The organism is Stenotrophomonas sp. 3(2025) (genome assembly GCF_052665395.1).
The window spans coordinates 71,850-85,037 of record NZ_JBQOIF010000021.1 but is presented as its reverse complement, the minus strand read 5'-3'; the positions used below and the strand labels follow the sequence as shown (position 1 = coordinate 85,037).

Annotated in this window: 12 protein-coding genes; all 12 read right to left on the bottom strand. The window is 68.2% G+C overall.

Annotated elements, in window-relative coordinates:
* Window positions 1–378 precede the first annotated feature (378 nt).
* The 12 genes from gspD to ACUXVE_RS15595 all read right to left on the bottom strand — a co-directional run bounded on the left by gspD (window position 379) and on the right by ACUXVE_RS15595 (window position 13,121).
* Complete coding sequence (gene gspD, locus ACUXVE_RS15650; protein ID WP_445514759.1) at window positions 379–2,592, bottom strand: type II secretion system secretin GspD; 2,214 nt, start codon at window positions 2,590–2,592, stop codon at window positions 379–381.
* 9 nt (window positions 2,593–2,601) lie between these two features.
* Complete coding sequence (locus ACUXVE_RS15645; protein WP_445514758.1) at window positions 2,602–3,384, bottom strand: hypothetical protein; 783 nt, start codon at window positions 3,382–3,384, stop codon at window positions 2,602–2,604.
* Entirely contained in the window at window positions 3,374–4,093 is a 720-nt protein-coding gene (gene gspM / locus ACUXVE_RS15640; protein ID WP_315830362.1) for a type II secretion system protein GspM, read from the bottom strand. Before gspM ends, ACUXVE_RS15645 begins: the two co-directional genes overlap by 11 nt.
* The gene (locus ACUXVE_RS15635; RefSeq protein ID WP_222390788.1) at window positions 4,068–5,237 is read right to left on the bottom strand and encodes a PilN domain-containing protein; all 1,170 of its coding nucleotides are present in this window, start codon (window positions 5,235–5,237) and stop codon (window positions 4,068–4,070) included. Before ACUXVE_RS15635 ends, gspM begins: the two co-directional genes overlap by 26 nt.
* A complete protein-coding gene (locus tag ACUXVE_RS15630; protein ID WP_222390790.1) occupies window positions 5,234–6,097 on the bottom strand; it encodes a type II secretion system minor pseudopilin in 864 nt (287 codons plus the stop codon). The genes ACUXVE_RS15635 and ACUXVE_RS15630 overlap by 4 nt, the downstream gene beginning before the upstream one ends.
* On the bottom strand, window positions 6,094–6,726 hold the full coding sequence (locus tag ACUXVE_RS15625; RefSeq protein WP_222390791.1) for a type II secretion system protein J: 633 nt from the start codon (window positions 6,724–6,726) through the stop codon (window positions 6,094–6,096). Before ACUXVE_RS15625 ends, ACUXVE_RS15630 begins: the two co-directional genes overlap by 4 nt.
* Window positions 6,723–7,142: a type II secretion system protein XpsI gene (xpsI, locus tag ACUXVE_RS15620; RefSeq protein ID WP_222390792.1), complete on the bottom strand. Its 420-nt coding sequence runs from the start codon at window positions 7,140–7,142 to the stop codon at window positions 6,723–6,725. Before xpsI ends, ACUXVE_RS15625 begins: the two co-directional genes overlap by 4 nt.
* On the bottom strand, window positions 7,139–7,633 hold the full coding sequence (gene xpsH / locus ACUXVE_RS15615; RefSeq protein ID WP_222390793.1) for a type II secretion system protein XpsH: 495 nt from the start codon (window positions 7,631–7,633) through the stop codon (window positions 7,139–7,141). The genes xpsI and xpsH overlap by 4 nt, the downstream gene beginning before the upstream one ends.
* A 6-nt stretch (window positions 7,634–7,639) precedes the next feature.
* Entirely contained in the window at window positions 7,640–8,083 is a 444-nt protein-coding gene (gene gspG, locus ACUXVE_RS15610; RefSeq protein ID WP_032951922.1) for a type II secretion system major pseudopilin GspG, read from the bottom strand.
* A 49-nt stretch (window positions 8,084–8,132) separates the two neighbouring features.
* On the bottom strand, window positions 8,133–9,353 hold the full coding sequence (gene xpsF / locus ACUXVE_RS15605) for a type II secretion system protein XpsF (RefSeq protein ID WP_445514757.1): 1,221 nt from the start codon (window positions 9,351–9,353) through the stop codon (window positions 8,133–8,135).
* 24 nt (window positions 9,354–9,377) lie between these two features.
* Window positions 9,378–11,099, bottom strand: a complete 1,722-nt coding sequence (gspE, locus tag ACUXVE_RS15600) for a type II secretion system ATPase GspE (protein WP_445514756.1) — start codon at window positions 11,097–11,099, stop codon at window positions 9,378–9,380.
* 135 nt (window positions 11,100–11,234) lie between these two features.
* A complete protein-coding gene (locus ACUXVE_RS15595; protein WP_222390794.1) occupies window positions 11,235–13,121 on the bottom strand; it encodes a S8 family peptidase in 1,887 nt (628 codons plus the stop codon).
* Window positions 13,122–13,188 lie beyond the last annotated feature (67 nt).

The window sequence follows — 13,188 nt, the reverse complement described above, 5'->3', positions numbered from 1 at the left end:
CGCCGGCTCTCGACACCTACGGTGCCAGATTCCAATCAGATAAGGCTTGGCCGCGGCATCCATGCCGCGGACACCCCCGCCACCGGACCCACCCCGCCTTCGACAGTTCCCCGGTGGTCAGTAGATCCACGCCATGCGTGGATGAATCTTCATCGAAATCGAATATTTCGACATTGAGACGAGGAGCATCCACGCATGGCGTGGATCTACCGGTCACGACGTCGCGTCTGGGGCAGAGCCCCCTGAGTCAGGGGGCGGCCGCAAAGCGGCTGGGGTCTGGAAGCCGGTAAGCGGGGCCCACGGTTCGCGCAGCGAAGCGTGGGAGCGACAGCGCGCATGCGATGGCGTGTTACCCGGGCGCAGCCCTGCCCTCCCCCCTTACTTCTTTGCGCGCGGCTGGTTCAGCGGCTCCATCGCGCGGAAGCGCTGGCTGTACTCGTCGGTCAGGTTGCGGGCTTCCTGGCCGTTGCGGACGATGGTCGGGGTCAGCAGCACGATCACTTCCGAACGACGGCTGGTGCGGCTCTTCTGGCCGAACAGCGCGCCCAGTACCGGAATCCGGCTCAGGCCGGGAATGCCGCTGCTGCCATCGGTGGCCGAATCGGTGATCAGGCCGGCCAGCATGATGGTGTCCCCGCTCTGCACCGCCGCCTCGGTGGCCAGCTTCTTGGTGGAGATGCGCGGATTGCAGTTGCGCTCCTGCGGATTGCAGTTCTCCGGCACGTCCGATGCGCTGCTGATCTCCTGCACGATATCCAGGAACACCGTACCGTCACGGGTGACGCGCGGGCGCACCTTGAGGATCACGCCGGTGTCGATGTACTGCACCGAGCTGTAGCTGCTGGTGCCGATGCCGGTGTTGACCGTGGTGGTGTTGATCGGCACCTTGTCGCCCACGTTGAGGGTGGCTTCGGCGTTGTTGCGCACGAACACCGAGGGCGTCTGCAGCAGGCGCACGTCGGTGACCTTGTCCAGCGCGCTTACCACCGCCGCACCGTTGTGCCCGGTGAACGCCCAGTTGGCGCCATCGGTGCCGGTCACCGCACCGGCGAAGGTGTTCCAGGAGCCGCCCGCCGCTACCGGCAGGGTCAACCCGGACAGCGCGCCGGTCAGCGCGCGCCCCGCCACCGCATTGTCGAAGAACCAGTTGACGCCGTACTTCAGGTCGCCGGTCAACCCGACTTCGGCCACCTGCGCTTCGATGTGCACCTGCAGCGGCATCACGTCCAGCTTTTCGATCACCTCGCGGATCGAGCGCCAAGCCTGCGGCGTCGAACGCACCAGCAGCGTGTTGGTTTCTTCCACCGCCGACACGCCGACACGATCGCCCTCCACTTCCAGGCTGATGCTGACGTTGCCCGACTGGCGCTGCGGCAGGTTCAGGCTGCCGGCGCTGCTGCCACTACCGCTGCTGCTGCCGCCACCGACCTGGTTGTTGAAACTGCTGCTGTTGCCCGTGTCCATGCCGCGGTCGCCCTCGCTGCCCAGCTGCGACGGAATGGCACCCGGGGCCAGCGATGCCGAGCCGGAGCCGCCGCGGTTGCCGCTGCTGGCAAAGGCTTCGCTGAGGCGTTCGGCCAGGTCGCGCGCCTTGATGTAACGCAGTTCATGCGAGAACAGGCGCGCGCTGCCGCCGGCGGTATCGATGCGGTCCAGCCACTGCTGGATCTGATCGAGGTAGCGCACCTGCGGGGTGATCACCAGCACGGCGTTGGCGTTTTCCAGCGGCAGGAAACGGAACATGCCGGCGCTGGGCGTCTTGCTCTCCTCGCCGAAGACCTTCTCCAGATCGGCCGCAACCTGCTCGGCCTTGCCGGACTGGATCGGGAACACGCCCACCGACATGCCCGAGAGCCAGTCGACGTCGAAGATCTCCACGGTATGCAGGTAGTTCTCCAGTTCCGCACGCGTACCGCCGAGGGTGATCACGTTGCGGCCGCTGTCGACGTTGACGATGGCATTGGGCCGCGCGTAGGGCTCCAGCACCTTCTTCATCTCGGTGGCGGAGATGAACTGCAGCGGCACCACGCGCACTTCAAAGCCGCGTGCGCTGGAGGCCGGCGCGGTGCTCGGCGCCACGGTGCCGGCCAGTGCCTGGTCGGCGGCGACGATGTTGTAGCGGCCACCGCTGTAGACCATGCGGGCGTTGTTCCAGCCCAGCACCATCTCCAGCAGGTTCAGTGCCTGTGCCGGCGATACCGGCTTGGGCGTGGCCAGCGTCACCGTGCCCTGCACGCCCGGGGCGATCACGTAGTTCTGGCCGAGCATGTCGCCGAGGATGGCCTTGACCACCGCATGCACCGATTCGCCTTCAAAGTTGAAGGTCGCCTCACCGGAACTGGCCGCATGCAGCGCGGGTGATGGCTTGCGCGCGGCTTCGCGGTTGATCATGGTGCCGGTGCCACGGCGGATCACCGCCTGCGGCGCCCCCTGCACCTGGTCGGCCGCCTCGGTCTGCGCATCGACGGCAGCCTGGCCGGCACTGGCCGAGGGCTGCAGGTTGCCGTTGCGTTGCACATGCGGGGCCGACACGGTGCTGCAGCCGACCAGCAGCGTCAGAGCGAAGGACCAGGGAAGAAAACGCAGATTCATGCATTCACTCTATCGGTTGGTGCCATCGCCCGGGGGCGGCGACGGTTGTTGCTGCTGTTGCTGCAGCTGACGGCGGCGGGCCTGGATGCGTTCGCGGATGGCCTGCATCTGCGCTTCGCTGGGACCGTTGGTGTTTGCAGGGGGTGCGGCGGCCGGTGCAGGCGAGGCGGAAGCCGCGTTGCCATCGGCGGCACGGGGGGTGGGCGGCGTCTGGCTGGGCATTGGCTGCGGTGGCGGCGGCGGAACCACCGCACCGGGCACAGGCGGTGTGCCAGTGGCCCCGCGCAGGGCGGTCGGCGCTTCACCGCCCTGGCCGTTGAACACGGCCAGTTCCAGCACCTGGCTGCCACTGGAACCGATCACCGTGGCCTGGCGCGGTTCCAATGCCACCAGCTGCCAGCCATCGACTGCATCGCCGTTGAGGCGCAGGCGCAGCGACCGGCCCTGCTCGGTGGTGAAGGTGGCCATGCTGAAGTCGCCGGTCATCAGCACGCCGGTCAGGCGCAGTGCCGGACTGGCGGTGGCTTCACTGCCGCCCAGCAGATAGGGGCGCGGTTTGCGGTCTTCGGCGAACAGGGGGCGTTCGCTGATCACGCTGTAGCTGTCTGCACCGGCCATGCGTTCGGGCGCCAGCACGGGCAGCGCCGGCAGCGCGGCCTGCGCGTCGCCCTCCGCACTGACCGTGGGCAGCTGGCTGCCAAGACCGAAGCCCGTGGCCAGCCAGATCGCTGCGGCCCATCCGGCCAGCGCCAGCAACAGCCCGGTGCGCAGGCTGATCTGCTCAAGCTTCATCGGCCACCTCCTGCGCATCGGTGGCAGGCTGCTCCGCCGGTGACGGCACAGGTGCCGGCGGCGACGCCACCGGCGCTGCTGCAGGCGGCGTGGCCACGGGTGCTGTCGAGGGATCGGCAGCAGCCGCCGGCAACAGGTAGCCGGCCAGCTCGAAGGACACATCCAGGCCGAGCCCGGATTCGTTGGGCGATTGCTGGAAGCGCTGTGCGATCAGGTTGAGGTTGTCCACGAACAGGCGCGGGCTGCCGGTCTCCAGGCTGTGCAGCACGGTAGCCAGTTCGGCCACGCCACAGCGCAGGCGCACCTGCATGGCCACACGCACGAACGCAGCATCGCGACGGTTGTCGCTCAACGGCGTGCGGTTGCTGATGGTGCAGCTGCGGTTGCCCGGGCTGGCCATCGCCACCGCATCCTGCAGGCGTGCGCCGAGCGCGGCCGCAGCGGCCTCGGCGGTGGCTTCCTGCAGGAACCCCGGGCGCTGCTGCAGGGCGTCGCGGGTTGCGCGCAGCCGCTGTTCGATCTGCGGCTGCTGCTGCAGCTGCGCCTGCACGCGCAGCTGGCGCTCGCGCAGAGCGGCGGCATCGGCATCGATCGCCAGCAGCGGCTGGGTGAACCACGGGTGCACCAGCAGCAGGTAGGCCAGGCCCAGCACTGCCAACAGCAGTGCCAGTGCCAGCCAGCGGTCACGGCGTGCGCTTGGCATCGGCATCGGCCGCCTCCGTGGTTGCAGTCGGGGCGGGTGCCGGCGCCGCTGCCGCCGAAGGCAATGGCTGCAGCTCGGCGGTCAGGGTGAAGCGGTCGCGGCCACTGGCGGCACCGTCAGCCTGCAGCACGCCGGTAAGGTTGACCTTGCGCCACTGCGGCGCGTCCTGCAGCAGCGTGACCAGCTGCGATGCTTCGCTGCTGAGACCGATCAACTGCAGGCTGTTGTTCTCGATCGCCAGTTTTTCCAGGTAGGTGCCATCGGGCAGGCGCCGGGTCAGTTCATTCCAGACTTCGACGGTACTGGCGCGCTGGTTGCGCTGTGCCTCCAGGAACGCCGCTCCATCCAGCAGCGCCTGCAGCTGGCTGCGTTCGCTGGCCACGCCACGTGCACTGCGGGCGCTGCGCTCGACGTCTGCGCGCAGTGCGTCGACGGCGTCACGACGGTTGTCCAGCAACTGCATCGCCGCCAGCACCAGCATCACCAGCGCAGCCATGGCAAGCAGCAGGTTCCAGCGCCGCATCGGGTCCGGTCGCTGCTGACGCTGCGCGGGCGGCAGCAGGTTGACCTGCAGCGCGCGGCCCTGGGCATCGATCGCATCGACACCGGCCAGCACGTCGGCCCACGCTCCGATCTGCGCGCGCCAGTCATCGAGCTGGCGCAGCGGCCAGGCCACCAGCTCCACCTGCAGCAGGCCTTCGCCGGCACTGCCCAGCTCACGGATGTCATAGCTGACCTGGCTGGCTTCGAACGGTGTCTGCCGGTCGATCTCGTAGCCGACCACCGCACGCAGGCGGTCAGCGGCGGCGGCAGGAAGACGCAGAGTGCGCCGCAGGACCTGCCCGGCCGGCAGCAGCCACACCCGTGGCAGGCTGCGCAGGCGCGGCTCCAGCACCCGGTCCAGGTCCACCGGTTGCAGCGGCCAAGGCAGGCGGGCCACCGGCTCGAGACCGTCGCCGGTTTCACGCCAGACCTGTAGTTGCCCGTCCTCGCACTGCAGCAGCAGGCGGGTCTGCGACCAGCCCAGTGCCCATTGCCAACGCATCGGCACCCAGGCCAGCAACGACTGCCGCCACCAGCGCAGGAAACGGCCGGCACCGGGGCCGATCTGGCCCTGCACCTGCCGCAGACTGTCCTGCCACGCCGTCATCTTGCTGCCATTCCCTGCTCCCAGCGAAGCACTGTGTAGGTCCGGCCGGGCACCCCGCCCGATCCGTTGCGCACCACCGCCTGCAGCACCGACAGGCGTCCGCTGCCGTCAGTGGCACGGGACTCGATACTATAGGTGCCACTGCCGCTGGCAAGCGTCGATGCACCCGCATCGTTATCTCCGTCACGCTCCTGCTGGGCGCGTTGCGCCAGCAGTTGTTCCGCATCCAGGCCCAATGCCGTCAACACCGGTCCACTGGCGAAACGTGGATCCGGGCGCGCCTGCCTGCTGTAGAGCGTCAGGTGCGGCAGCATCGCGGCATACAGCGACCCGCGCATCCCCAGCACCCGCTGCAGTTCGCCCAGGGTTTCAAAGCGCTTGTTGCGCGGGCCAAAGGGCAGGCCTGCGGCGGCGTACTCCGGCGCCTCGGCACCGCCACCGGGCTGCAGCAGGCTGTCTTCGTCGCGCCAGTCGATGATCGCACCGGCCAGCTGCCTGGCGCTTTCTGCCGGCTCGCCCAGTGCCTGCATGAATGCGGACAGCAGGGCCGCATCGGCCAGGTTGAGGTTGATCTTGCCGTTCTCGTCCAGCACCCGGATCTCGATGCGGGCGTCGTCGAACTGCCAGCGATAGGCGCGGCCATCAGCCTGCCACGGCGGACGCTGCGGGTCCGGCTGCAGCCGCAGCAACGCGTATTCCAGGCCGGCACGGGCGCGCTCCTGGCCGCGTGCGTCGTCACCGAGCACCCGCTGCTGCAGGTGTTCGACCCGTGCGCTGAGCGCAAAGGCGCCGACCAGCGCGGTCATCAGCGCGATCAGCCACAGCACCAGGACCAGCGCGGCACCACGTGGACGCTTCATCGCGCACCTCCGCTGCCACCGGCCCGCAGCGACACCACCAGCGGCGGCCACGGCGTGCCCCTGGCTGGCACGATCTGCACTTCCACCAGCAATGGCAGGCGCCGGGTGTCCTCCCAGCGTGGCAACCATTCGGTCAGCTGCCCGTTGCTGGCGTCGACACCGCGGTAGCGCAGCCTTACGTCCTTCAACTCGTCCGCCAGCACCTCGGGCGGGCGCGGCGGATTCTCTTCGATGCGCTCGCCTTCCTGCAGCAGCACCAGCTCCAGCAGCAAGCGGCGGTGGCCGGTTGCGCCATCCACCTGCAGCGCATGCAGGTAGGGGCCGCCGCGACCGAGATAGCCCGGCAGGTCGGCAACGAACTGCATGCCCTGATCGTCGCCCTGGAAGAATACCGGTTCGCGGGTGGGATCGGGCACTTCCAGCGGGCTGCGCAGGGCACTGGCGAGCTGCCGCCGCAGCAGGGCCTGCACGGCGCGCATGCGTTCGCTCTGCGCGGCAATCTGCTCACCGCGCTGGCTGATCGCCATCGCCGAGCGCACGCTGGCGAACGCCAACGCCAGACCGCCTGCCAGCAGCACCGTGGCCAGCATCACTTCGACCAGGGTGAAGCCCCGCGCGCGGCGCCTCATCGCGCATTCTCCAGCGCGGGCGGCAACAGACGCAGGCTGCGCCAGCGCAACTGCTCGCGTTCACTGTCGCCCCAACGCACCTGCAGCTGCAGTTCCGCCAGCCAGGGTGCGCCCGGCGACTGCGCAGCGGGCAGCGCACCATTGCGCGGCTCGGCCCAGGGCTGCACCTGCAGCTGCCAGTGATAACGCCCCTGCTCCCACTCGCCCTGCTGGCTGCCGGCCTGCAGCGGTGCTTCCACCCCGGCGGCGGCCAGCAACGACTGCGCGTGCAGCACCGCACGCGTGCGCAGCTCGGCATCACGCACCTGCCGCGCGCCACCGGACAGGCTGCCCAGCAACAGCGTCAGCGCCAGCCCGAGCAAAGCGAAGGCAACGATCACTTCCAGCAGGGTGAAGCCACGGGCGCGCGACCTCATTGCGCCCGCCACGGTCCGGAACGGACTTCACCGGTCAGCCAGCCCACATCGATGCGCCACTCGGCGCTGTCCAGCTGCAGGCGGATGCGGCCGCCGCTGGAACCGCCATCGGGATGGAATTCGATCACGCCCTGGCCGGGCGCGGTGGCCAACTGCGCGGCACCTTCGAACTGCACCTTCAGCTTGGCCGGCACTTCGCCGTGGCGCTGGCTGGCGCCCTGCCAACGATGCTGCGCCGGTTCGATCACGAAGCGCTGCGGTTCGCCGCGGGCAATGGCCTGCGCGCGCACCATGCGCAGCTGGTTGGCGATGTCCTTGCCGGCACTGCGCAGCTGCATGCCGGCAAAGCCGCGCGACATGCCAGCGGCGGTGATCAGGCCGATGGCCGCGATCAACGCGATCACCAGCAGCATTTCCAGCAGCGACAGGCCTGCCGCGCGCCTGCCGAGCAGGCGCGGGCGTGACAGCCGGCGCGGCAGGAAAAGCAGCATGCGTGCTTACGGCTGGTAGCGGATGTCAGCGTCGACGCTGCTGCCGCCGGCCTTGCCGTCCTTGCCCAGGCTGATCAGTTCATATGCCTGGCCCTCGCCCGGTGCGCGGTACTCCAGCGCGTGGCCCCACGGGTCGTTGAGGTCGGCAGGCTTGGCATACGGGCCCAGCCAGCCGCCGACGCCGGCCGGTGCGGTCACCAGGTCGTTGAGCGAGGCGGGCAGCTTGCCGGTGTCGATCTGGTAGTTGTCGACCTTGGAGGCAACGGTCTGCACCTGCGCCTTGGCGATGTTGGCCTTGCCTCGATCGGCGCCGCCGAGCACGCGGCTGGCGACCAGGGTCAGCACCGCGCCGATCAGCACGATGACGATGATGATCTCCAGCAGGCTCATGCCCGACTGGTGGCGTGCGGCGGTGAAGGAAAGGCGGATCGGTCGACGGGAAGCAATCATGGTCGGTCCTTTCAGGTACGGGATGTCGGGGTTGCGAAGGAGGCCATCGTCAGCCGATGGCGTTGGTAAGGTCGTACAACGGCACCAGCACGGCCACGATCACCGCGCCGACGACCGAGGCCAGCACCAGGGTGATCGCCGGCACCATCGCCGCCAGCAGGCGGTCGATGCGGCGGGCGCTGTCCTGTTCGAAGGTATCAGCAGCTTTCAGCAGCATGGTATCGAGCGCGCCGGACTCCTCACCGACCTGGATCATCTGCAGGGCCAGACGGGGAAAACGCTTGCCGCGCGACAACGCCAGCGAAAGACCGGTGCCGTTCTTGACCTCGTCGGCGGCGGTTTCCAGGTCTGCCGCCAGGGCGCGGTTGCCAAGCACGTTGCCGGCGATGCCCAGTGCCCCCAGCAGCGGCACGCCGTTGCGCAGCAGCGTTCCCAGGGTACGCGCCAGCCGTGCGGTTTCCAGCTCGCCCAGCAGGCGGCCAATGCCGCGCCGCTGCAGCAGCCAGCCATCCAGCGCCAGACGGAACGCGGGCTGCCGCGACTTGCGTTCGAACAGCAGCAGCAGCACGCCCGGCACCACCAGCAGCAGCACCCACCAGTCGCGCACGAACAGGCCCAGCTGCAGCACCAGGTTGGTGAACCACGGCAGCGCCACGTCCAGGCTTTCGTACATCTGTGCGAACTGCGGCACCACATAGCCCAGCAGGAACAGCAGCGCACCGCCCACCACCACCAGCAGGATCGCCGGGTACACCAGCGCGTTGATCACCTTGCCCTGCACCGCACGGCTGCGTTCGAGGTAGTCGGCCAGGCGTTGCAGCGTCTCGTGCAGGCTGCCACCGGCTTCGCCGGCGCGCACCATGTTCACATACAGGCGCGAGAACAGGCCGTGCTGGCGTTCCAGCGCGGTCGACAGCGGCGCGCCCCCGCGCACCACGTCGCGGATGTCGGTGATCGCGCGGCGCGAGCGCTCGTCTTCGGGCAGGCTGAGCAGGATCGACAGCGCGCGGTCCAGCGGCTGCCCGGCACCGAGCAGGGTGGCCAGCTGCTGGGTGAACTGCAGCAATGCCGCGCCCTGCAGCGGACGCTGGCGGAACAGGCCGCGCAAGCTGCTGCCGCCAACCGCGCCACCGTCGGCCAGCTGCGTTTCCATCGGCAGATGGCCCTGGTCCTGCAGGCGCGCGACCAGCTCGGCCTCGCTGGCCGCTTCCATCTGTCCGTCGAACACTTCACCGTGTGGGTTCAGTGCCTTGTAACGGTAGTTCGGCATGTCAGCGTCGTCCCTGCACGCGCATCAGCCTTCCTCGGTCACGCGCAGGACTTCCTCGAGGGTCGTCTGCCCGCTCAGGGCCTTGCTCAGGCCGTCCTCGTACATGGTGCGCATGCCGGCTTCGCGGGCGATGCGCTCGATCTCGCCCATGCCATCGCGACGCATCACCGCACGGCGCAGCGCGTCGTTCATCACCAGGAATTCCATGATGGTGGTGCGCCCCAGGTAGCCGGTCGGCGCCAGCGCCGAAGGCTTCGGGCGATACAGGTGGATCGTCCCTTGAGGCTGCAGGCGACGCAGGTCGAAGCGCTCGATCTCTTCCGGCGAAGCTTCGTAGCGTTCGGCGTGGGTCGGCTCCAGCCGGCGCACCAGGCGCTGGGCCAGGATGCCGTTGATGGTGGAGGTGAGCAGATAATCTTCCACGCCCATGTCGAGCAGGCGGGTGATGCCGCCTGCGGCATTGTTGGTGTGCAGCGTGGACAGCACCAGGTGGCCGGTCAACGCTGACTGGATCGCGATGCGCGCGGTTTCCAGATCGCGCATTTCACCGATCATGATGATGTCCGGATCCTGGCGCACGATGCTGCGCAGGGCATTGGCGAAATCCAGCCCGATCTGCGGCTTGGCCTGGATCTGGTTGATGCCTTCGATCTGGTACTCGACCGGATCCTCAACGGTGATGATCTTGACGTCGGCGGTGTTGAGCTGGCTCAACGCGGTGTACAGCGTGGTGGTCTTGCCCGACCCGGTGGGGCCGGTCACCAGCAGGATGCCGTGCGGCTGTTCAAGCACCTTGCGGAACTGCGGCAGGAAGGCATTGGTGAAGCCCAGCCGATGGAAGTCGAACACCACCGTCTCGCGATCAAGCAGGCGCATCACCACGCTTTCGCCGTGCGCGGTGGGCACCGTACTGACACGCAGGTCCAGTTCCTTGCCCTGCACGCGCAGCATGACGCGGCCATCCTGCGGCAGGCGGCGCTCGGCGATGTTGAGCCGGGCCATGATCTTGATGCGGCTGATCACCGCGGCGGTCAGGTTGGCCGGCGGGCTCTCGCCTTCGACCAGCACGCCATCGACGCGGTAACGCACCTTCAGCCGGTTTTCGAACGGCTCGACGTGGATGTCCGACGCGCGCAGTTCGACCGCGCGCTGGATCACCAGGTTGACCAGGCGGATCACCGGCGCTTCGGAAGCGAGATCGCGCAGGTGCTCGATATCGTCCACTGCGCCGCCTTCGCCATCGGCGGTTTCCACGATCGCGCCCATCGCACTGCGGCCCTGGCCGAACCAGCGCTCGACCAGATCATCGATCTCCGCGCGCATGCCCAGCAGCGGCGTGACCGGTACACCCAGCGCCAACTGCACGGCCTGCTGCGGGTAAGGATCGTGGGCGTCGGCCAACCACAGCTGCACGCCGTGTTCATCCAGCGCCAGCGGGCACACGTGGAACTGCTTGAGGAAGCGCAGCGACAGCGGCAGGCCTTCGGCCAGCGCCTGCGGCGGCGATTCAGGCAGCTGACGCGCTTCCAGCAGCGGCAGCCCCAGCACATCGGAACTGGCCTGCGCCTGGTCACGTTCGGACACCAGCCCAAGCCGTACCAGCAAGCCAAGCAGGCTGCCACCGGCTTCGGCATGCAGCGGCCGCGCACGCGCCAGATCTCCTTCCTTGAGCCGACCACGTGCCAGCAGCGCATCGAGGATGCGGCCTTCAGTATCGTCGATGGCAGTGGCAGCGAGCGCGTTCACATGACTCTCCTGTCGATCGTCCCGACTTTAGCAGTTAAGCCGTGGTTTCCACCCGCTCCGATTCTTCTTTCGTGAAAAGACGAGGCCCGTCACACAGGTAACGGGCCTCGCTTGTTCATTTACGACAGTCGGCGATTACTGGGTCGCCAGGATGCTCACCCCGCTGTAAGCCGCTTCACCCACCACCTTGATGTAGTAGGTACCGGCCACCGGCTTGGCCACGCGCACGGTTTCGGTATTGCCCGGGCGGGTCGACTTGGCATCGTTGTCGGTGGCCGTGGGCACGCGGCCCTGCGCCAGGTACACCGATACGTTGCCGCTGCCGCCGTAGGTCAGCACGCTCAGCGTCTTGCCGGCCGCCGCTTCGAAGGTATAGACGGTTTCGCTGGCGGCCGCACCGGCCAGCCCACCCACGGTCACCTTGTTGGTCAGCGGAATGCCTTCCGGCTCGCAGTTCTCGGTGCACGGCTCCTTCAGCGCGGCATCCAGTGCGGCCTTGGCATCGAGGATGCCGGTACCGATCGGGGTGGCCGCCGGGATGGTCACCGGGAACTTGCGCGCCGACTGCTTGAGCAGGGTTTCCAGCGCGGCCGGGGCCAGCGGCTCCTTGCCCTTGGCGATCAGCGCGCTCTGCACCAGGGCAGCCACCGCGGCAACGTGCGGCGAGGACATCGAGGTACCGCCCTTGCCCATCAGTACCCACTCACCGGCGTCCGGGGTGGTTTCCGAACTGGAACCGACCTGCCAGATGTAGCCGTTCGGGTTGCCGTCGACACTGCCGCCACCGCCCGGGGCCGACAGGTCGACCGCGGTGCCGTAGTTGGAGTAATAGGTGATGCCACCGGTGACACGGGTCGCACCCACCGCCACCACGTTGTTGCAGCTGGCCGGACGGTACTTGGACGCGTTGTCGGTTTCATTGCCGGCCGCGACCACCACCAGGGTGCCGCGCGACACGGCGCCGTTGATCGCGTCCTGGTAGGCGGCATCGCAAGCGCCACCACCACCCAGGCTCATGTTGATGATTTCCGCCGGATTGGTGTTGGCCGGAATGCCCGGCACGGTGCCGCCCGACGCCCAGGTGATGGCGTCGCTGATGTCGGCCAGGGTGCCGCCGCACTTGCCAAGCACGCGCACCGGCAACACCTTGGCCTTGTAGGCCAGGCCTGCCAGGGCACTGCCGTTGTTGGTCACCTCGGCAATGGTGCCGGCCACGTGCGTGCCGTGCCAGGAACTGCCTTCCGGTTCGGAACCGGTGTAGCACTCGTTGGCCGTTTCCACCCAGTCGCCGTAATCGGTGGCGCCCGGTGCGCGGCCATCGTTCGGGCGGCGCGAGGATTCCTTGTCACTGATGAAATCGTAGCCTTCCAGCAGGTTGCTGCCGAAATCCGGCACGCCCGGCAGGATGCCGGTATCGAGCACGGCGACCACGATGCCCTCGCCCTGCGAGAGATCCCACGCGGCCGGTGCATTCACACCACCGGTGGCGTTGAAGAAGTTCCACTGGTACTGCGCGTAGTTGGGATCGTTGGGCACCAGTGCCGGCTGCGCATTGGTGGCACGCAGGTCCGAGCGCTGCAGGCGCACGTTGGCCACCGCGTACTGCACCGACGGATCGGCATTCAGTTCAGCCAGTACCTTCTGCATGTCGGCCGAGCCGAGCCGGGACTTCAGGCGGATCAGGTCGCCACCGGTACCGAGCTTGCGCTCCACCAGCGGGGAAAGTGCCGCAGCACGGCTGGTGGTGCCGCTGCTGACGATGGCACGCGACAGTGCCGACTGCACGACCGAGAGCTTGGTCGAACGATCGCTGGCGGCCGCGGTGCCGTTGCGGTACTTCACGATGATGCCGTCCACGCTCTGCTGGGCAGTGCTGGCCACGCGCGCCGGTTCCTTGGCCACGCCCGGCTTGGCCGCATGCGCCGCACCGACGCCGACAGTCAGCGACAACACGGCGGCAGCCAGCACATTGATGCGAAGGGTCTGCTTCTTGGTCACGTTCGAAATCCTCTTCAAGGTCATGGTTGAGCTTTCCTTCTCCGCCCGTTGCACGGACGGAGCTCACTACGGCCATCACTCCCTGCGACTG